At 70.7% G+C, this 19,546-nt stretch carries 17 protein-coding genes; 11 read left to right on the forward strand and 6 right to left on the reverse strand.

From position 1 onward, the window contains the following. Positions 1-76: 76 nt before the first annotated feature. Both fdhD and AB0E90_RS37440 read left to right on the forward strand, forming a co-directional pair. Positions 77-904 carry a formate dehydrogenase accessory sulfurtransferase FdhD gene (gene fdhD / locus AB0E90_RS37435; protein ID WP_360416496.1) on the forward strand — a complete coding sequence of 276 codons (828 nt, stop codon included), beginning with the start codon at positions 77-79 and terminating at the stop codon, positions 902-904. 70 nt (positions 905-974) lie between these two features. After that, complete coding sequence (locus tag AB0E90_RS37440; protein ID WP_360416498.1) at positions 975-2,636, forward strand: alkaline phosphatase D family protein; 1,662 nt, start codon at positions 975-977, stop codon at positions 2,634-2,636. 20 nt (positions 2,637-2,656) lie between these two features. Here the strand turns inward: AB0E90_RS37440 and AB0E90_RS37445 are convergent, their stop codons facing one another. Together AB0E90_RS37445 and AB0E90_RS37450 are read right to left on the reverse strand one after the other, a co-directional pair. Continuing rightward, the gene (locus tag AB0E90_RS37445; RefSeq protein ID WP_360416500.1) at positions 2,657-3,697 is read right to left on the reverse strand and encodes a DUF4192 domain-containing protein; all 1,041 of its coding nucleotides are present in this window, start codon (positions 3,695-3,697) and stop codon (positions 2,657-2,659) included. Between the two features lie 100 nt (positions 3,698-3,797). Then, positions 3,798-4,301: a GNAT family N-acetyltransferase gene (locus AB0E90_RS37450; protein WP_360416502.1), complete on the reverse strand. Its 504-nt coding sequence runs from the start codon at positions 4,299-4,301 to the stop codon at positions 3,798-3,800. Positions 4,302-4,357: 56 nt separating this feature from the next. Between AB0E90_RS37450 and AB0E90_RS37455 the strand changes: the two genes are divergently transcribed. Next, positions 4,358-5,239: a fructosamine kinase family protein gene (locus AB0E90_RS37455; protein WP_360416504.1), complete on the forward strand. Its 882-nt coding sequence runs from the start codon at positions 4,358-4,360 to the stop codon at positions 5,237-5,239. An 85-nt stretch (positions 5,240-5,324) separates the two neighbouring features. Here AB0E90_RS37455 and AB0E90_RS37460 read toward each other — a convergent pair whose 3' ends face one another. Then, positions 5,325-6,077, reverse strand: coding sequence for a class I SAM-dependent methyltransferase (locus tag AB0E90_RS37460; protein WP_360416506.1), 753 nt, complete (start codon positions 6,075-6,077; stop codon positions 5,325-5,327). Between the two features lie 156 nt (positions 6,078-6,233). On the opposite strand from AB0E90_RS37460, the gene moaA reads away from it, so the two are divergent. The 4 genes from moaA (at position 6,234) to AB0E90_RS37480 (ending at position 13,151) form a co-directional block, all read left to right on the forward strand. Then, positions 6,234-7,241, forward strand: coding sequence for a GTP 3',8-cyclase MoaA (gene moaA / locus AB0E90_RS37465; protein ID WP_360416508.1), 1,008 nt, complete (start codon positions 6,234-6,236; stop codon positions 7,239-7,241). Between the two features lie 2 nt (positions 7,242-7,243). Further along, complete coding sequence (locus AB0E90_RS37470; protein WP_360416510.1) at positions 7,244-7,495, forward strand: MoaD/ThiS family protein; 252 nt, start codon at positions 7,244-7,246, stop codon at positions 7,493-7,495. A gap of 1,130 nt (positions 7,496-8,625) precedes the next feature. After that, positions 8,626-9,906, forward strand: coding sequence for a metallophosphoesterase (locus AB0E90_RS37475; protein ID WP_360416615.1), 1,281 nt, complete (start codon positions 8,626-8,628; stop codon positions 9,904-9,906). A 74-nt stretch (positions 9,907-9,980) separates the two neighbouring features. After that, a complete protein-coding gene (locus AB0E90_RS37480; protein WP_360416512.1) occupies positions 9,981-13,151 on the forward strand; it encodes a UvrD-helicase domain-containing protein in 3,171 nt (1,056 codons plus the stop codon). Here AB0E90_RS37480 and AB0E90_RS37485 read toward each other — a convergent pair. Next, positions 13,137-13,814 (reverse strand): A24 family peptidase, encoded by a 678-nt coding sequence (locus AB0E90_RS37485; protein WP_360416514.1) that lies wholly within the window; start codon positions 13,812-13,814, stop codon positions 13,137-13,139. The genes AB0E90_RS37480 and AB0E90_RS37485 overlap by 15 nt on opposite strands. Before the next feature lie 157 nt (positions 13,815-13,971). On the opposite strand from AB0E90_RS37485, the gene AB0E90_RS37490 reads away from it, so the two are divergent. The 4 genes from AB0E90_RS37490 to AB0E90_RS37505 all read left to right on the forward strand — a co-directional run bounded on the left by AB0E90_RS37490 (position 13,972) and on the right by AB0E90_RS37505 (position 17,925). Next, positions 13,972-14,625, forward strand: a complete 654-nt coding sequence (locus AB0E90_RS37490; RefSeq protein WP_360416516.1) for a hypothetical protein — start codon at positions 13,972-13,974, stop codon at positions 14,623-14,625. 100 nt (positions 14,626-14,725) lie between these two features. Then, the gene (locus AB0E90_RS37495) at positions 14,726-15,931 is read left to right on the forward strand and encodes an ATP-binding protein (RefSeq protein ID WP_360416518.1); all 1,206 of its coding nucleotides are present in this window, start codon (positions 14,726-14,728) and stop codon (positions 15,929-15,931) included. A 28-nt stretch (positions 15,932-15,959) separates the two neighbouring features. Then, on the forward strand, positions 15,960-16,505 hold the full coding sequence (locus tag AB0E90_RS37500) for a DoxX family protein (protein WP_360416520.1): 546 nt from the start codon (positions 15,960-15,962) through the stop codon (positions 16,503-16,505). Positions 16,506-16,638: 133 nt separating this feature from the next. After that, a complete protein-coding gene (locus AB0E90_RS37505; protein WP_360416522.1) occupies positions 16,639-17,925 on the forward strand; it encodes a glycosyltransferase 87 family protein in 1,287 nt (428 codons plus the stop codon). Here the strand turns inward: AB0E90_RS37505 and AB0E90_RS37510 are convergent. Both AB0E90_RS37510 and AB0E90_RS37515 read right to left on the reverse strand, forming a co-directional pair. Then, entirely contained in the window at positions 17,912-18,337 is a 426-nt protein-coding gene (locus AB0E90_RS37510) for a molybdenum cofactor biosynthesis protein MoaE (RefSeq protein WP_360416524.1), read from the reverse strand. The genes AB0E90_RS37505 and AB0E90_RS37510 overlap by 14 nt on opposite strands. Continuing rightward, the gene (locus tag AB0E90_RS37515; RefSeq protein ID WP_360416526.1) at positions 18,334-19,545 is read right to left on the reverse strand and encodes a molybdopterin molybdotransferase MoeA; all 1,212 of its coding nucleotides are present in this window, start codon (positions 19,543-19,545) and stop codon (positions 18,334-18,336) included. The genes AB0E90_RS37510 and AB0E90_RS37515 overlap by 4 nt, the downstream gene beginning before the upstream one ends. Position 19,546 lies beyond the last annotated feature (1 nt).

The following is a 19,546-nucleotide window of genomic DNA, read 5'->3' on the forward strand; positions in this document are numbered from 1 at the left end:
TCGCGGTCGTGGATCACTATCGGTCGGTCGCATTCTCGCCCCTCTTATTCGGCCTTTCCGGGCATAGGCTCGGCGGATGGCGCGCACGTCGACCCGGCGACCGGTCCTCAAAATCAACCTCGACACCACCGGCGCACCCCGACGCGGTCCCGATGACCTCGCCGCCGAGGAGCCGCTCGAGATCCGCCTGCGCAAGCAGCCGCTCGCGGTGACGATGCGCACTCCCGGACAGGACATCGATCTCACCATCGGCTTTCTGCTCACCGAGGGGATCATCAGCTCCGCCGGCGATGTGGTGACCGCCCAGCTGTGCGCGGGAACTGACACCCCGAACACCTACAACGTGGTCGACGTGACGCTCGGCCCGGACGTGCCGCCGCCGGTCACCGACCCGAGCCGCAACTTCTACACGACCAGCTCCTGCGGGGTGTGCGGGAAGGCGAGCATCGACGCCGTACGCACCCGCTCGCAGTTCGACGTGGCCGGCGACCCGATGGCCGTGCCGGCCGGCACGCTGGCCATGCTGCCCGACCGGCTGCGCGCCGCGCAGCGCACTTTCGAGCGCACCGGTGGCCTGCACGCGGCCGGCCTGTTCACGGCGGCCGGGGAGATGCTGGTGCTGCGCGAGGACGTGGGCCGGCACAACGCGGTCGACAAGGTGATCGGCTGGGCCGTGCGCGACGGCCGGCTGCCGCTCGCCGGTCACCTGCTGCTGGTGTCCGGCCGGGCCAGTTTCGAGCTGACCCAGAAGGCGTGGATGGCCGGTGTTCCGCTGCTCGCGGCCGTGTCGGCGCCGAGCACCCTGGCGGCGGAGCTGGCCGATGAGGCCGGCATGACGCTGGTCGGCTTTCTGCGCGGCGCCACCATGAACGTCTACACCTCCGCACACCGCGTAACTCTCTGAACACCAGGGGTTCGGCGGCGTGTAAGGCAGCCCGCGATTTACGGCCATCTATGGCCGCGAGGCTGCCCGCATGCCTCTCTCGAGACGCACCCTGCTGCTCAGCTCCGCGGTCGTCGGCGCCGTGGGCGCGGCCACCACTCTGCCGCTGTCCGCCGCCGCGACGACCTATCGTGGGCCGTTGCGGTCCGATCCGTTCACGCTCGGCGTCGCCTCCGGCGATCCGGAGCCGGACGGCTTCGTGATCTGGACCCGGCTCGCGCCGACCCCGCTCGCCGAGGACGGGCTCGGTGGCATGCCGGCCCGCGATGTCCCGGTCGATTGGGAAATCGCGGTGGACGACCGCTTCCGGCGCGTGGTGCGCCGGGGTGTGGCGGTCGCCCGGGCCGCCTCCGCGCACACGGTCCACGTCGAACTCACCCACCTGCTCGCCGGGCGCGAATACTTCTACCGTTTCCGGGCTGAGCGCTATGTCTCCCGGACCGCTCGCACCCGCACGGCGCCGTCGCCCGGGACGCTGAGCGGCAACCTGGCCATGTCTTTCGTGTCCTGCTCGCAGTACGAGCACGGCTACTTCACCGCCTACCGTCGTCTCGCCGAGGACGAGCCGGATCTGATCCTGCACCTCGGCGATTACCAGTACGAATACAAGGCCGGGGAATACGTCATCCCCGGCGGCAACCCGCGCGACCACCTCGGCCCCGAGACCGTCACGCTCGCCAACTACCGCCAGCGGCACGCCCAGTACAAGGCGGACGCCGAGCTGCAAGCCGCCCACGCCGTCGCGCCGTGGGCCGTAATCTTCGACGACCACGAGGTCGAGAACAACTGGGCGGACGAGACGCCCGAACAGCCCGACCCGAACTTCCTGGCCCGGCGGGCCGCGGCCTTCCAGGCCTACTACGAGAACATGCCGTTGCGCCGCACTTCGATCCCGCGCGGCATCGACATGCAGCTCTACCGGCGGATCCGGTGGGGTCGGCTGGCCACCTTCCACCTGCTCGACACCCGCCAGTTCCGCGACGACCAGGCCTGCGGCGACGGCTACAAGGACTGTGCCGACGCCGATGACCCGGCGCGCTCGATCACCGGCGCCGAGCAGGAGCGGTGGCTGCTCGACGGTTTCCGCCGGTCGACCGCCCGCTGGGACGTGCTGGGCCAGCAGGTCTTCTTCGGCCAGCGGGACAACAACTCCGGCCCGGCCGTGGTGACCAGCATGGACTCCTGGGACGGCTATGCCGCCAGCCGCGAGCGGATCACCCGCGGCTGGGTGGACGCCGGCGTGCGGAACCCGGTCGTGCTGACCGGCGATGTGCACGCGCACTGGGCCGACGACCTGAAGCTCGATTACCAGGACCCGACCGGCCGCACGGTCGGCACCGAGTTGGTCTGCTCGTCGATCACCTCGGGCGGCAACGGCGCCGACAGCACGCCGGCGGTGCACCCGTGGACCGCCTGGAACCCGCACCTGCGCTTCTACAACAACCAGCGCGGTTACGTCCGCACCCGGATCACGGCGGACACGATGACCGCCGACTTCCGAGTGCTGCCATACGTGAGCACGCCGGGCGCCGCCGCGCACACCCGGGCGACCTTCGTCATCGAGGACCGCGTGCCCGGTCTGCACCAGACCACGGACGCCCCGACCCCGGCCCCGACCCCGGCCCCGGCCGCCCAGCGTTCGGCCGTCGGTAGCGGCACGGACACCGTGCGTCAGGAGACCGCGCGGCCCTGACCGCTGCCCTACCTCGGCTTTCACTGCGACCGGCGGCGGGGGCTGCGACGCTTCCGCCGCTCGCCGTCGGTCTCCCGCCGGTTTCGCGGCGCCCGCGCCGGTGGGCCGAGCGTCACCAGGGCGTGCGGTCCGATCCCTGCGCTCAGCACCCGGTCGAGCACCCCGGCCGTCCGGTGCCCCGGGTTTTCCTTGAGCGCCCGGTCGAGCGCCACCCGTGCCAGCGCTCCATCTCCCACCCGCCAAGCCGCGAACCCAAGCAGACAGGCCGGGCCCGTCGCGTAGGCCGGGTCGATCAGACGCACCACCTCATTCCACAGCCGGATGCGCCACTCGTCCGGCTGTGAGCGGTCCAGCGCGTAATCGAGGACCACCGGCTCCAGCAGCAGAACACCCAGCCAGGCGATGTCGTCGTGCGATGGCATCGCGCCCGCACGAGCGAGCCGCTCCGCCTCCCGGATCGCCTGCCGCCCGGCCTTGCGTATCCACCGCCCACCACGGGCGGCCGCGACATCCTGGGCGGACAGATCGGTGAACCGCGCCCGGGCCCGCGCGGTCGCGGCGGTCATCTCCCGCCGGGCCGCACCCTCGATCGGCGCCACCCGGGCGATCAGCGCTTTTCGATCGGGCAGGGCCACCAGCCCGCGGAAGACCGCCTCGGCCGCGAGGTCCGGCTGGCAGGGCGTGCCGTCGGGCGGGCAGCACAGCGGGTCGGAACACGAATAGCTCCACCAACGGCCGTCGGTGACGCGCAGCGCGTCTCTGACCCGCACGCCCGTGGGCGCAAGCGCGGTCGCCAGCTCGAGCACCGCCGGGGTGACCAGGCCCGGCGGCCCGTAGCCGAGCACCACGACGTCGGGTGCCTCCTGCTGGGCGATCACCTGCGCCACCTCGTCGAACATCCCGACCGGTGCGGGCAGGTCGTGTCGCACGCCCACGATCACAAGCTTGCCGACGAGACCCAGCACGACCAGGCTGTCGGTCGGGTGGAAACCGATGACGTAAGGCGCGAAGGCGACGGCCTCGGCCGGGGAACGAACGATGATCGAGCAATCCGGGGTCATGCCGGAGAGCTTGGCTCGCGGGGCCGATCCCGGGAGTGCCAAAACGTGAGCCTGTGGACAACGCGCGGTTGTCCACAGGCCCGAGAAAGACTTGCGCTCGCTACGAGCGGAACTGCATAGAGTGCAGCTCAAGCCCCTCCTGGTGCCGCGCTTCCGGATGCCGGCCCAGGTCGAGCGTCAACTCAATAGAGGAAAGAACGTCGTAACCGGCCGCATGCAGGCTGCGGATGGCGTCCACGTTCCGCGAGTCCGGCGAGATCGTCAGGGCGGTCATGTTCCGCCTCCGGGCCTCACTCGCGACGTGCCGCAGCAGCTTGCGCCCCACACCTTTGTGCCGGTGAGAGACCGTGACGACGATCGGCTCCACCACACCGGCCCGCCCTCGCATGATCAGCCCGACCAACCCGATCACCCCGTCATCCGCGTGATCGGCCACCCAGAGCCCGCTCAGATCGAGCCGGGTCAGATATTCCTCGAAACCGTCACCGCCGTCGTCGGTCGGCACGTCATACATCTGGTTGTGCTGGTTGGTCAGCTCCGACCACAGTTGCCGACCCGCGGAGTGGTCACCCGGACGGTACGAACGCACTGTGACAGGGCTCATGCCGACATTTTGACTCCGATTCCGGACGTCCGTAAGGCGAAGTGGAAGATAACCCCGTGGATCAGGCGTACTTACGCGCGCACCCCGAGCATCTCCCGACATTTCTCACCCACCAGCGGATCCGTGAGACGCCGGTCGGCGGCGGCAACGTCTCCACCGCGAGCCGCCTGACCTTGGACGACGGCAGCTCCCTGTTCGCCAAGACCTGGCCGGCGGGCGAGCCGCCGGAGGGCTTCTTCGAGGCCGAGGCGAACGGCTTGCGCTGGCTGGCCGACGCGGGCGCGCCCATCCCGGAGCTGCTGGTGGCGCTCCCCCAGATGATCGCCCTCGACTGGATCGACACCGCCCCGGCGACCCCCCGGGCCGCCGAGCGCCTGGGCCGCGCTCTCGCCGCCCTCCACGACACCCCGGCAGAGACATTCGGCGCGCCGTGGCCCGGCTTCATCGGCCCGCTGCCCCTGGACAACACGCCGCACCCGGGCCCGTGGCCGGCCTGGTTCGCCGAACACCGCCTACTGCCCTACCTGAAAGCGTCGGTCGACAACGGAGCGCTGACCCCGTCGGATGTCGACCGCGTCGACCGCGTCGTCGACAAGCTCGCCCATACGGCCGGCGATGAGCCGCCCAGCCGCACCCACGGCGATCTGTGGCCGGGCAACATTCTCTGGGCCGCCGACGACCAGCCCTACCTGATCGACCCCGCCGCCCAGGGTGCCCACCGGGAGACAGACCTGGCCAACCTTCACCTCTTCGGCGGCGCGCCCCATCTCGACCACATCCTGTCGGCCTACCAGGAGGTGCACCCCTTGGCCATGGGTTGGCCGGCCCGGGTCCCTCTGCACCAGCTCCACCTGCTGCTGGTCCACACGGCGGCCTTCGGCGCCGCCTACCGAACAGCGGTGGTCACGGCCGCGACGGGCGCCTTGCAAGCGTTCTGACCATCGAGTAGGCGCATCGCAGCGACCGGCTCCCCTGCCACGTAGGGCCATCGCGGTCCACCAGCTCGGCGATTGCGGCAGTTGGTCAGGCCGGCTTCTGGGCGTCGAACAGGAAGCGGTAGGAGTGCGCGATGAACGGCCCGTACCGGTTGATGTGGTCGTGCATGGCCCGCAGGCGGTCGTAGTAGGCCGGGACCGTGAATTGCGGGACGGTCCAAATGACCTTGCGAAGGAAGACGATGACGGCCGCCACGTCGAAGAACTCGATGCGCAAGGCCTCGGAACGCAGGTCTTGGACGATCAGGCCGGCTTCGGTGGCGGCGGTACGAGCTCGCTCGGGCGCCCGGACCTGACTGACCGGTTGCGGGCCCATCATGAAATCGGTCAGCTCGCGTAGTGAGCCCGCGCCTACCTGCTGGGAGAAATAGGTGCCGCCGGGCGCCAGCACCCGCGCCACCTCGGCCCAGCGGATCGTGACGGGGTGGCGGCTCACGACCAGGTCGAACGTGCCGTCGTCGAAGGGGAGGTCGTCGTTCTCGCCGGCCTCGACCACCCGGCCACCGAGAGGAGCAAGGTGCTTGCGGGCCAGCGCCGCGTTCGGCGCCCAGCCCTCCGTCGCCACCAGCACCGGAGGCGCCTTAGGAATGCTCGACAACACCTCGCCGCCGCCGGTCTGCAGATCAAGTGCCCGCTCGGCGCGTGCCATCCGCTCGCCCATCAGGCGTGCGTAACCCCACGACGGCCGTTGCTCGGTGGCTCGGCCGGCGAACCACGAGAAGTCCCAGCCCTCCACCGCGACGGACTCACCCTCGGCCACCAACTCCTCGAACGACGCCATCCGCCGACCCTCGCAGCCCACCCCGCTCCCGATCAACCCGGTTCGGGTCCATGGGCGTTTCCGAAAGCACCAAGCCGACAAGGTCGTAAAGCAGAAACAGCGGCTAGATTCGAACCATGGCTTACGCGAGGCGATCGGCGACGGTGGGTGCCGTCTGTGATTGAGCTCGCTGATCGGTTCGGGCGGGTGGCCACCGATCTCCGGGTGTCGCTGACCGACCGGTGCAATCTGCGGTGCACCTACTGCATGCCGGAGGAAGGGCTCGGCTGGCTTCCTCGGGAGGAGCAACTCACCGATGACGAGGTGGGGCGGCTCGTCCGGATCGGGGTCACGCTGCTGGGGGTCACCCAGGTGCGGTTCACCGGCGGCGAGCCGTTGCTGCGGCGGGGGCTGATCGGCATCGTTCGGGACGCGGCTTCGTTGTCGCCCCGGCCTCGCCTGATGGTGACCACCAACGGGATCGGGCTCGAGCGGCTGGCCGGCCCGCTCAGGGAGGCCGGGCTCGACCGGATCAATGTCTCGCTGGACACCCTCGACGCGAAGCGGTTCCGGGCGCTGACCCGGCGCGATCGGCTCTCCGACGTGCTGCGCGGGCTCGAGGCTGCCGCTGCGGCGGGGCTGACACCGCTGAAGATCAACACGGTGCTGATGCGGGGCATCAACGAGGACGAGGCGCCGGAACTGCTGCGTTTTGCGTTGGCACATGGCTATCAGTTGCGGTTCATCGAGCAGATGCCCCTTGACGCCCAGCACCAGTGGGATCGGCACACGATGGTGACCGCCGACGAGATCGTGGCCGCCCTGGAGCCGTTCGCACTGCAGCCCGATCCTGTTTCACGTGGAACAGCGCCGGCCGAGACCTGGCTGGTGCCGGGCTTTGTCGATGCGGCCGGCCAGCCCGCCCGGGTCGGGGTGATCGGCAGCGTGACCAGGCCGTTCTGCGGCGACTGCGACCGCACTCGGCTGACCGCGGACGGCCAGATTCGCAACTGCCTGTTCGCCACCGAGGAAAGCGATCTGCGCACGCTGCTCCGCACCGGGGCGTCCGACGACGAGATCGCCACGGCTTGGCAGATCGCCATGCGCGGCAAGCGGGCCGGGCACGGCATCGACGATCCCAGCTTCCTGCAGCCCGCCCGCCCGATGTCCGCGATCGGAGGGTGACCGTGCCCGCGAGCCTGACGGTCCGCTACTTCGCCGGCGCGCGAGCCGCCGCCAACGGGGTCTCGACCGAGCGGGCCGAGGCCAGCTCGCTGTTCGAGCTGACCCAGCTCCTGACCGACCGCCACGGCGAACGCCTCGGCCTGGTCCTCAAGTCAGCCAGCTTCCTGGTCGACGGCCTCGCCTGCCACGACCGCCGCGCCCCACTGCCCACCGGCGCAACGATCGACGTGCTCCCCCCGTTCGCCGGCGGCTGACCGCGAGCCGCCCAACCAGTCGCGGCCACGGGGCCGCAGGGGCTGGTGCCGTGGCCTCCAACGTTCCCCTGGTCTCGGTTGGCGCCCTTCGGCATCGGGTGGAACTCGGCGGCAAGGAGCTCCGCAGGCCATGCAACTCGGGTGGGCCTCGTCCGGCCTGCCGACCGTCGTCGCCCGTGCAGTCGTTCGGTCGCGCGCCGGTCGCGCGCATGAGCGCGGCCAGGGCACGCCGTGCGGTCCGGCAGCGGAAGGCCGCGCGCTCCAGGGTGAGTGCCGCTCCAGGGCGAGACGAGGTTGTGGCGGCGTGTCCGGCACGCAGGTAGCGGGCGGCGATGGGGTGGCTAGATCTTCGCTCGCGCCGAGGCGGATGACCGCTAGGCAGCGGAGACGTGCCCCAGCCGGACACCGTCGTGAGCCTGACGGCAGACGGCATTCAGGGCGCGGCAACCAATCACCGACGTCCAGCCGGCGGCCACCCTGCGAGCACGGCGGCCCGACGGCGTCTAGAGATCTTTCGCGACTGGGGTAACACCGGTTTCCTTGAAATCAGGGCTTCGGATGCCGCGGAGACCCCGATCTCAACGATTTTGGGGAGTCAAACTCGCATGCCCCTCGGACCTGGACGCCGAAGGGCCTCTGCAGGGCGGCTACCGACTGCCGGTGCCAAGCCAACAGCCACCCGCGAGCACGGCCACCCGCGAGCACGGCCACCTCCGCGAACGACGACAGCCTCGTCTGCCAGAGGGTGCGGGCTCCGGAACGTTCTGGGCACCGGCGGCTGGTCGGCGGTTCTTAGTCGGCGGCCCTGCCTGACGTGGTTCGCATATCGGGCTGACCCCGGGCAACCAGCGACGTGCCTCTCGCTGGCCGCCCGAGCGCGGTTGTCGCCGAGTAGGGCTGACGCAGGGGGCTGACGCATGGTGGGGCTGACGCAGGGTGGGGCTGACGCAGGGTGGCGGACGGCGTGATCGGGGCTGCGGCAACGCGTTGCGGTTGTCGCGCACGGCGAACCGGGTCGCCAGTGACGGCTGGGCTGGGGCCGTGATTACCCGCGGCGGGGGCCGGGTGGTGAGGGCTGGAGGGGCGGCGGGGAGACTTGGCTTCTCGGTGGGTGGGGCTAAGGAGCGGGTCTGTTGGCTTTTGTCTGGTTAGTCTTTGTCGCCGTTGGGCTAATCCACTTCTATCTGTGGAAGCGGCTGATCAAAGATCCACTTCGGTCTCGGCGGGGGCGACGGGTCGGCGCGGGCGTGACGGTGGCGTTGGCTCTGCTCGTGCCGGCGACTCTCATCGGGACTCGAACCGGTCACGCTGAGTGGTTGGGGTGGCCCGGGTATCTGTGGCTGGCGTTGATGTTCTATCTGCTGGTCGCGCTCATTTCGCTCGAGATTCCGCGCGCCGCCGTTTTGCTTTTGTGGAAGATGCAATCCCGTACGAAAGAAAGTGCTCGGAAAGAGACCGACGGTAGCGGTTCAATTACGCAAAGCGATATCGGCGGCTTGGCCGCTCGGGAATCCAGTGCCGAAGGCGCTGGGGAAGACACCACGGACGGTGTTGATATTGCGGCGGTGACAACCGAGCCGGAGAGCGAGGGGATCGAGCGCCGGCTGGTTCTGGCTCGCGGGATGGCGATCTTTGCGGGGCTCACCGCCGCGGGGATTACGGGGTATGGCGTCAAGACCGCGATGGGGCCGCCTCGGCTGGATCGGTTCTCGATGCCTCTCGCGAAGCTGCCGCGGGCGATGGACGGCACGCGGTTGGCCGTTGTGTCCGATATCCACCTTGGGCCGCTCACCGGAACCCGGCATCTCGGGCGCATCGTTGACCTGATCAATTCGGTGCAGGCGGACGTGGTGTGCGTCGTCGGTGATCTGGTTGACGGCAGCGTTGCGGAGCTGGGGCGGTTCGCGACACCGCTTTCCGAGATCGAGTCGCGGTACGGGGCGTTCTTTGTGACCGGGAATCACGAGTACTACTCCGGGTTCGGGCCATGGGTGGAGGAGGTGGCGCGACTTGGCGTGCGGCCACTGCGCAACGAGCGCGTCGAGATCAACGGGCTGGATCTGGCGGGGGTCAACGACCTCGGTGGCGTGACGTACGGGGACGGGCCGGACTTCGCGAAGGCGCTCGGCGACCGGGATCCGGCGCGGCCGGTGGTGCTGATGGCGCACCAGCCTGTCGCCGCTCACCAGGCCGCCCCGTTCGGGGTTGATCTTCAGGTTTCCGGGCACACGCACGGCGGCCAGATGGCACCGTTCAACCTGCTGGTTGGGCTGCAACAGCCCGTTGTGTCCGGCTTCGGCAAGGTCGACGGCGTGCCGGTGTATGTGACCAACGGTGCGGGGTTCTGGGGACCGCCCGTCCGAGTCGGCGCACCGCCACAGGTCACCGTGGTCGAATTGCGGGCTGAGTAGGGAAAACCAAGTATCAAGATCCGTAAGTTTGTCAGCGCGTGGCGATTGGTAACGGAACCGGAGGGCGTGACAGGATGCAGCGCGTGCCCTCGGACAACGCAGGGTCCTCGGTCGCCGCGGACGCATATGTCGCGGATCTGCACATCCACTCCCGGTTTTCGCGCGCCTGCTCGCGCGATCTGACGCTGCCCAACCTGGCCTGGTGGGCGCGGCGCAAGGGAATCGCCCTGCTCGGCACCGGCGACTTCACCCACCCGGCGTGGTTCGATCATCTGAAAGAAAGCCTGGTCGACGACGTCAGCGGGCTCTTCCGGCTGGCCGACGAGCAGAACGCCGAGGTCACCAAGCGACTGCCGGGCTCGCTGCAGGCCAGCCGGAACGCCAAGTTCATGCTGAGCGTCGAGATCTCGACGATCTACAAGCGGGATGACCGGACCCGCAAGGTGCACCACCTGATCTACATGCCGGATTTCGCGGCCGCGACACGGTTCAACACGGCGCTCGGCCGGATCGGCAACCTCACCGCCGACGGCCGGCCGATCCTCGGCCTCGACTCCCGCGACCTGCTCGAGATCACCCTCGAGGCGGGCGGCTACCTGATCCCGGCACACATCTGGACGCCGTGGTTCTCGGCGCTCGGTTCCAAGTCCGGTTTCGACGCGATCGCCGACTGCTACGCGGATCTGGCCGATCACGTCACCGCCGTGGAGACCGGCCTCTCCTCGGATCCGGCGATGAACTGGCGAGTGTCCAGTCTGGACCGGTACCGTCTGGTGTCGAACTCGGACGCCCACTCGCCGGCCGCCCTGGCCCGCGAGGCCACACTCTTCCACGGCGAGCCGGACTACGAAGCGGTCAGACAGGGACGCGGCCTCGCCGGCACCCTGGAATTCTTCCCCGAAGAGGGCAAATACCACGCCGACGGGCACCGGGCGTGCGGGGTGAATTGGGAGCCACAGAAGACCCGCGACGCTGGCGGCCGCTGCCCGGAGTGCGGCAAGCCACTGACCGTGGGAGTGCTCAGCCGGGTCGAGGATCTCGCCGACCGGCCGACGGATTTCTCCCCGGATAAGGCCCAGCGCGTCGAGCACCTGATCCAGTTGCACGAGGTGGTCGGCGAGATCAACGGCGTCGGCCCGAAGTCGAAGACGGTCGAGGCTCAGCTCAACCACCTGGTCGCCACGCTCGGCGCCGAGCTCGACATCCTCCGCAACGTGCCGCTCGACGAGATCGGGCAGGCCGGCGGCGACGATCTACGCGAGGCCATCACCCGCCTGCGGCAGGGGAAGGTCCGCCGGATCCCCGGCTACGACGGCGAGTACGGGGTGATCACCCTGTTCGAGCCGGGCGAGTTGCGGCACAAATCGGCGGCGCCGCAGGTCGAGACGCTGTTCGACATCCCGGCGTTCGACGTGCCCCAGCAGCGCAAGCCGGAGAAGGCCGCGAAGCCCAAGCCCGCGAAGTCGGCAAAAGAGCCGAAGAGCCCGCCGCCGCTCGCCACCCCGGTCAGCCCGCACGAGCCGTTCGAGCCGATGCTCGCCGGGATGGAAGAGGTGGGCACCGGCCTCCTCGACCGCCTCGATGCCATGCAGCGGGTGGCCGCGTCCGCCCCCGGCGGACCGCTCCTGATCGTGGCCGGACCGGGCACCGGCAAGACCCGCACCCTGACCCACCGCATCGCCTACCTCTGCGCCGAGCTGGGCGTCTTCGCGCACCGCTGCCTGGCGATCACCTTCACCCGACGGGCCGCCGCCGAGCTGCGCGAACGCCTTGATGCCCTGCTAGGTGACATCGCCGAGGACATCACGGTCGGCACCTTCCACTCGGTCGGCCTGGCGATCCTGAAGGACAACGCCAAAGCGGCCGGTCTCGGCGCCAACTGGCGGATCGCCGACGACCGCGAGGTGGCCGAGGCCCGCGACCAGGCCGGGGACGACGAGCAGGCGTACAAGAAGCTGCTCCGTCAGCAGGACCTGGTCGATCTGGACGATCTGATCGAGTTGCCGGTCAAGACGCTCCGCGACGAGCCGGCCCTGGTCGAGAAGTACCGCCGGCAGTGGCAATGGATCTTCGTGGACGAGTACCAGGACGTCGACGAGGTCCAGTACGAACTGCTCCGGCTGCTCAGCCCGGCCGACGGCAACCTGTGCGCGATCGGCGACCCCGACCAGGCGATCTACTCGTTCCGTGGCGCCGACGTGAAGTACTTCCTGCGCTTCAACGAGGACTTCGTCGACGCCCGCCTGGTGCGCCTGACCCGCAACTACCGCTCCAGCGCCCCGATCCTGGCCACGGCCGTCCAGGCGATCGCGCCGAGCACGCTGGTCAGCGGCCGCCGCCTCGACCCGGCCCGGCTCGACCCGGAAGCCCCGCTGGTGGGCCGTTATCCGGCGGGGAGCGTCGCCGACGAGGCCGATTTCGTGGTTCGCACCGTCGACGAGCTGGTCGGCGGCCTGTCCCACCGCTCGCTCGACTCCGGCCGGGTCGACTCCCGCTCGGCCGTCGCCGGCAACCTGTCCTTCTCCGACATCGCGGTCCTCTACCGCACCGATGCCCAGTCCGGCCCGATCATGGAGGCGCTGTCCCGGGCCGGCGTGCCGGTGCAGAAGCGCTCGCACAACCGGCTGCGCGACCGGGCCGGGGTGCAGGTCATCGCACGCGAGCTGCGGCACGCCAGCGGTCCCGGCGGTCCCGGCGGTTCGCTTCCGGCCCGGGTGAAGCTGGCCGCGCAGGTGCTGGCCCAGCGATACGCGGCCCCGACGCTGGACGCCGAGCAGCTGGCTCCCGACGACATCTGGACGTCCGCCGACCTGCTGATGCCGCTGGCCCAACGCATCGGTGAGGATTTGCCGCAGCTGCTGCAGGAGATCGAGACCGGCGCCGAGGTGGACGCGCTGGACCCGCGGGCCGAGGCGGTCAACCTGCTGACCCTGCACGCGGCCAAGGGCCTCGAGTTCTCGGTGGTCTTCCTGGTCGGCTGCGAGGACGGCCTGCTGCCGCTGCGCTGGCCCGGGTCGACGCCGAGCGACGACGAGATCGCCGAGGAGCGCCGCCTGTTCTTCGTCGGCCTGACCCGCGCCCAGGACCGCCTCTTCGTGAGCTACTCGGCGCGCCGGTTCCGGCACGGCAGCGAGCGCGAGCAGAACCCGACGCCGTTCCTCGACGTGGTCGACTCCGGCCTGTTCGAGCGGCTCGGCGACACGGTGCCGTCGCGCCCCAAGGACCGCCAGCTACGGCTGCTGTAACGCCAGCCCGACCAGCGCTCCGGCCAGCAGAGCCGGACCGAAAGCGATCGGCCGCCGCCGGCTGGCCCTGCCGGTCACCAGCAGAAACAGGGCAACCGGTCCATTGATCACGTGCGGCATGAGCACGCCGATCACCACGGCCGGCCAGCCGGCAAAACCCAGGATCAGGGCGAGCACGGCGGCCAGCTTCACGTCACCGAGGCCGAGGCCACCGAAAAAGGCCAGGATTGCGTACGCCGTGAGCACCGCGACCGCCGCCCCAGCCGCGAGGCCGATCCGGGACGGCCACAGGATCGCCAGTGGCGCCGCGGCCGTGATCGCGAGCGCACCGACCAGCGGATCGGGCAACCGCAGGCAGCGCCGATCGATCATGGCGAGCAGCACGCCCGGCCCGGCCACGAGCAGGTAGACCGGCAGTTCCGGCGCCGGCCCCACGGTTACCGCCAGGACGGCCGCCACCACCGCGCCGGTGAGCACCGGGAACGCGTACCCGCCGGAACAAGGGCACGCCGCCCCCACCCGTACCCAGCCGGGAAAGCCCGCGGAGAACGGCCGTAGGCAATCGGCGCAGTGCGGCCGAGGCGGTTCGGCGAAGCCGACCGCGAGCCGATGGGCGAGGCGCGGCAGAAAGGCCGCGGAGGCCGCCCCGAAAGCGGCCGCCATGATCACAAATGGTGGTGGCACGACCGTGGACCGTAGCGGCACCCAGTGTGCGACGGCGGTCGTGTTGCTGACAGCCGCGGCGATTCCGTGCGGGTTTGTGTCACCCCCGCACGCTACGGTGGCAGGCAGCGCTGGACCGCATCCGGAGGAAAACCCCATGTCGCAGAACGGCCCGCACTCCGGCCCGCCGTGGTCGCACGGGAGCTCAGACGAGCCGTATGCGGAGCCCGCCGACCCGTGGGGCGAACAAAGCGCCCCCGATCAGTCCTGGGGCGGCCACCCGCCGTCGATCCCGCAGCAGCCGGTCTCGTCCTCCTATCAGCACTCGTCGCCCCCGTTCAGCAGTGGCGCCCCGGCGTGGGGGCCGACGCCACCGCCACCGTCCAAGCGGAACACTCCGATCATCGCGCTGGTGGTGACCCTGGGCGTGCTGATCTGCATCGGCCTGGGCACGACCGCGTGGCTGCTCAAGGAGCGCAACAACAACAAGCCCGACGCCGCGGCGAGCCCGTCGGATGCCGCCGCCAACCCGGGCCCGGCGCCGCGCGGCAGTGAGGACGCCCGCTTCAACGTCAAGAAGGGCGACTGCGTCGTCAACGAGGGCACCGACGACGTGCCGGAGATGAAGGCGACGGCCTGCGTGTCGGGCACCTACCTGGTGATGGAGCGGATCGACGGCAAGACCACGGGGGAGAAGGACGCCGAGTCGAAGTGCGCGAAGGTCACCGGCTACACGAAGTGGTACTTCTACGACAGCCCGCTGGACGACCTCGACTTCGTGCTCTGCCTCCGGGAACATAAGTCGTTCTAGCCTGGTCTAGAAATAATGCTAGAAACCGCTAGAACAAACACGACAGCTTTCCATACCCATGTCTAGCGTTTTAGCTAGATGACCCGATACGGTGCTATCCGTGGATCCGGTGAGGAACCCGTACGCACCCGGCGCCGGTCAGCGACCGCCCGAGTTGGCTGGTCGCGGCCGTGAGCTCGACGCGTTCGACGTCGTGCTCGAGCGGGTCGCCCGCGCCCGACCGGAGCGCAGCCTGGTTCTCACCGGCCTGCGCGGTGTCGGCAAGACCGTCCTGCTCAACACCCTGCGCTCGGCCGCGATCGGCCGCCTCTGGGGCACCGGCAAGATCGAGGCGCGCCCCGACCAGTCGCTGCGCCGCCCGGTCTCGGCCGCCCTGCACATGGCCATCCGCGAGCTGGCCCCGCACCACCGCAACCCCGACCGGGTCGACGAGGTGCTCGGCGTGCTCAAGGCGTTCGCGCTGCGCGCCAACGACCCCAACGGCAAGCTCCGCGACCGCTGGGCGCCCGGCATCGACGTGCCACCGGCCCGCGGCCGGGCCGACTCCGGCGACATCGAGATCGACCTGGTCGAGCTGTTCACCGACGCCGCCTCGCTCGCCACCGACGTGGGCACCGGCATCGCCCTGTTCATCGACGAGATGCAAGACCTGGGCCCGGCCGACGTCTCCGCGCTGTGCGCCGCCTGCCACGAGTTGTCCCAGCTCGGCGCCCCGTTGATCGTGGTCGGCGCGGGCCTGCCGCACCTGCCGGCCGTGCTGTCCGCCGCCAAGTCCTACTCCGAGCGTCTGTTCCGCTACCAGCGGATCGACCGGCTCGACCGGGTCGCCGCCGATCTCGCGCTCTGCGCCCCGGCCGCCCGCGAGGAGGTCGAATACGAGGCGAAGGCCCTGGACCTGCTGTATGAGAAGTCCGGCGGTTATCCGTACTTCGTGCAGGCCTATGGAAAGGCCACCTGGGACCACGCGCCGCAGTCCCCGGTGACCGACGCCGACGTGCGGGTCGCCGCCCCCGAGGCCGAGGCGGAACTGGCCGTCGGCTTCTTCGGCTCCCGCTTCGAGCGGGCCACGCCGGCCGAGCGGGAATACATGAGGGCGATGGCCACCCTCTCCGGCGATCCGCGCAACGACATGGACGCGGCCGTGCCGACCTCGGACATCGCTGTCGCGCTCGGCCGCAAGCCCGCCAGCCTCTCCCCGGCCCGGGACGCCCTGATCAAGAAGGGCCTGATTTACTCGGGCGAACGGGGCACTGTCGCCTTTACGGTGCCGCACTTCGGCCGGTACCTGCGCACCCAGCCTGTGTAAGGCCCCTCCGAGGGGTATAACCAGATTCATGAAGCCGGTACGCACCGCCGCTCGCGCCATGCTCGCCTCAGTCTTCGTGATCAGCGGGATCCGCATCTTGATCAACCCGGGTGACAACCGGGTGGAAGTTGCCCGCCGGGTCACCGACCATGTCGGCCCGCTGTTGGAAAAGATCGATCCGCGCATACCCAGCGACGCCCGAAGCCTCGTCCGGATCAAGGCGGCCTCCGACGTGGTGGCCGGCCTGGCGCTGGCCACCGGGCACCTGACCCGCCCGTCCGCCGCCGTGCTCGCGGCCGGCCTGGTGCCGACCACGATCGCCGGCCACCCGTTCTGGAGCGCCGCCAAGGAGGAGCGCCCCGGGCACGAGACCCACTTCCTCAAGAACCTCGCCCTGCTCGGCGGCCTGCTGCTCGCCGCGGCCGACACCGAGGGGCGGCCCGGCCTGCGTTACCGCACCAGCCACGCGGCGTCCCGCTCCAAGCGTGAGGTGAAGCGCGCGGTCAGGACGGCCAAGCGCGAGGCCAAGATCGCCGCGATGTCGGCCGCCGCCGCACGCAGACTGCCTGGATGACAACCTTTGCCGCGATCCCTGCGTTAAAGCGGAGAGGGCCGCTTCCCGGGCCTGTCCGTCCGATCACGTAGGAGCGAGGACAGGCCCTAAGCTCGCGTGCCTTGCCGGGGACGAGAGCGACGGGGGTCGCGGCATGCGCAGGTCCGCTGTGGTCACGCTGGGGTGCTTCGGCGCCACCTTGCTGGTGGCTTGGCTTTTCCAGCAGTACGCGTTGGGCGCCGCCGCCGTTGATCATTCGGCGGTGCACGACTGGGTGGCCGGAAATGATCTGTACGCGGGACGCACCGGCACGGTTCTGACCCCGCCCGGGGCGATCCTGTTCGCGCCGGCCGCGGTCCTCCCGCTGCCGGCGGTCGGCTGGATGCTCGCTCTGGCCGGCGTGGTGGCCCTGCTCCTCGGGCTGATCGCGCTGGTCGGCCCGGTTGCCCGGCGCTACGGCCGGCGCCGCGGTCCGGCCGTGGCGACCGCCGCCGCGCTGGCCCTGCTGACCGAGCCAGTGCGCGCGACGCTCGGCCTCGGCTGCTTAGACCTGATCGTGTTCGGCCTGGTCACCGCGGATGTGGTGGCGCTGCGCCGGTCGGCGTGGGCCCGCAGCCGGGCGGCCTGGTGGCCGGGGCTTCCCGCCTCCCACCCACCCCGCGGACGCTCCGGCGTGCTGCGCCGGTTCTGGGAGACCGGCGCCTGGGCCGGGATCGGTGTCGGGGTGGCGACCGCGCTGACCGTCAGCCCGGTGCTGTTCCTCGCCTATCTGGTGGTGAGCCGGCAGTGGCGGGCGGCTATCACGGCGGCGGCCACCACCGCGTCGATGCTGGTGGCGGCATTCCTGATCGCGCCGCGCACGACCAGCACCTGGTTCGGCTCGGTGCTGCCGAAGCTGGACCGCTCCGGCTCGCTGGACGCGCTCGACAACCAGTCGCTGGCCGGGGTGCTGGCCCGCCTCTACGACTCGGCCACCACGCCCGTGCTGATCTGGTTGTCGTTCGCCGGGCTGCTGGTCGCGGTCGGCATGATTCGGGCCCGGTCGGCGCACGCGGAGGGGGACGAGATCACGGCGTTCACCCTGGTCGGGCTCACCGGCGCGGCGATCGGGCCGGTCAGCCGGATCCACGAGCTGGTGTGGGTGTTGCCGGCGATCCTGATCCTGGTGGACGCGGCGGCCCGGCGACGGGTGGCGGTGCGGCGGTTCCGTCCGGAGCGGTTCCCGGGGGCGCGCTTCGCGATCTCGGCGGCCGTCGTCTACGCGTTGCTCGTGGTGGATCCACGGTGGACGGCCGGCTGGGACGCGTACGCCATCGTCTTGATTGCCCTGCTCAATGCCTTGCCGTGGCGTCCCGGCGTGGCCCCGGCGGTGCCGGCTCGCCGGCGTCCCGAGCCGGCGGCCCGTCGCGCGCCCGCCATCCCGGGGCCTAGGGGCAGTTGACCCATTCCTCGGTGCCGTCGGTGAAGACCTGCCGCTTCCAGATCGGCAGCCGGTCCTTGACCTCGTCGACGGCTCGCGCGCAGGCGGCGAACGCGGCCTTGCGGTGGGCTGTGCTGACCGCCACCACCAGGGCGACGTCGCCGATCTTCAGGGTCCCGACGCGGTGCGAGACCGCCACCGCGTAGACGTCCGGATCGGCGGCGATCTCGGCCGCGACCTCCTTGATGATCGCCGCGGCGCTGGGGTGCCCCTCGTATTCGAGCAGGGTCACGCCCCGCCCGTGATCGTGATCGCGCACGACGCCCTGGAAGGTGACCACCGCGCCGGCCCGCGCCTCGCTCACCGCCTGCTCATGTGCGGCGAGGTCGAGCGTCTCGTCGACCACCTCGGCGATGACCACGACGCCGGTCACGGTCGCTCCCCGGCGATCAGCGGCAACGGCAGGAACGGCACCAGGTCACCGGCGGCCGCCTGAGTGCCCGGGCGGATCACCAGGAAGCCCTGGGCGTTGGACAGGCCACGCAGCATCGCCGACCCGACGTGGCCGACCGGCGTGGCCGAGCGTCCACTTCGGTCGAGCCGGGCCAGAACCAGATGGCTGAAATCGCCGCGACCGGGCACGTCGGTGGCCGCCTCGACCTGCGGCAGCACCGGTGCCGGGCGGCCCTGCAGACCGGCCAGCAGGGGCGCGACCAGGGTGACCAGCGCGATGATCGCGGACTGCGGGTTGCCGGGCAGACCGGCCAGGAAGCGCGGGCGGCCGTCCGCGCCCGGGAGGCGGGCCAGCAGCATCGGGAAGCCGGGACGGACCGCCACGGTGTTCACGATGTATTCCGCGCCCAGCTCGGCGAGCGCGGGATGCAGGTAGTCGACCGGGCCGTGCATGGTGCCGCCGGTGGTGCAGACCAGATCGTTGTCTTCCAGGGCGCCGCGCACCGCGGCCAGGTGCGCCTCGAGGGTGTCCTGCACCGGGCCGGTCGCCGCGGCCGGGTCGATGACCGCGCCGCAGCGGCGCAGCCAGCCCGGCACCTGCGGGCCGAGCGAGTCGCGCACCCGGCCGGCGCCCGGCGTGCCCGCCGTGAGCAGCTCGTCGCCGAAGACCAGCAGGCCGGCTCGCGGTTGCCGGTGCACGGTCAGCACCTCGTAACCGCAGGTGGCGGCGACGCCGATCACCGCCGGGTCGACGGCGGTGCCAGCCGGCAGCAGCTCCTCGTCCTTGTGCGCCTCCTCGCCGGGCAGCCGCCACTCCGGCGCGGAGCGGGGCCGGCCGGAGACCAGGCCGGAGGCGTCCCGAGTGGACTCCTCGATGCGGATCAGCGCTTCGGCGCCGACCGGGACCATCGCGCCGGTGGCGATCTCGACGCAGCTGCCGTCCTCGTCGATCGGCGCCGCGATGCCGCCGGCCAGCACCCGGCCGACCGGGCGCCACGGCTGCGGGCCACGCACCGCCCAGCCGTCGATGCTCGAGGTGGCAAAGGCGGGCAGGTCGGTGAGCGCCCGCAGCGGCTCGGCGAGGGTGCGGCCGTCGGCGTCGGGCAACGCGACCACTTCGGACGGGCGTGCGGCCTGGCGACCCGCCTCGTAGGCGAGGGCGCGGGCCTGCTCCCAGTCTTTGCTCACC

Origin of the sequence: Actinoplanes sp. NPDC026619, from assembly GCF_040638295.1 — a bacterium.
Taxonomy (GTDB): Bacteria; Actinomycetota; Actinomycetes; order Mycobacteriales; family Micromonosporaceae; genus Actinoplanes.

Bases quoted from the DNA above. Each gene is read 5' to 3' on its own strand.
- fdhD (WP_360416496.1), top strand. From the start codon at position 77: ATGGCGCGCACGTCGACCCGGCGACCGGTCCTCAAAATCAACCTCGAC.
- AB0E90_RS37440 (WP_360416498.1), top strand. From the start codon at position 975: ATGCCTCTCTCGAGACGCACCCTGCTGCTCAGCTCCGCGGTCGTCGGC.
- AB0E90_RS37445 (WP_360416500.1), bottom strand. From the start codon at position 3,697: ATGACCCCGGATTGCTCGATCATCGTTCGTTCCCCGGCCGAGGCCGTC.
- AB0E90_RS37450 (WP_360416502.1), bottom strand. From the start codon at position 4,301: ATGAGCCCTGTCACAGTGCGTTCGTACCGTCCGGGTGACCACTCCGCG.
- AB0E90_RS37460 (WP_360416506.1), bottom strand. From the start codon at position 6,077: ATGGCGTCGTTCGAGGAGTTGGTGGCCGAGGGTGAGTCCGTCGCGGTG.
- AB0E90_RS37480 (WP_360416512.1), top strand. From the start codon at position 9,981: ATGCAGCGCGTGCCCTCGGACAACGCAGGGTCCTCGGTCGCCGCGGAC.
- AB0E90_RS37485 (WP_360416514.1), bottom strand. From the start codon at position 13,814: ATGGCGGCCGCTTTCGGGGCGGCCTCCGCGGCCTTTCTGCCGCGCCTC.
- AB0E90_RS37490 (WP_360416516.1), top strand. From the start codon at position 13,972: ATGTCGCAGAACGGCCCGCACTCCGGCCCGCCGTGGTCGCACGGGAGC.
- AB0E90_RS37500 (WP_360416520.1), top strand. From the start codon at position 15,960: ATGAAGCCGGTACGCACCGCCGCTCGCGCCATGCTCGCCTCAGTCTTC.
- AB0E90_RS37505 (WP_360416522.1), top strand. From the start codon at position 16,639: ATGCGCAGGTCCGCTGTGGTCACGCTGGGGTGCTTCGGCGCCACCTTG.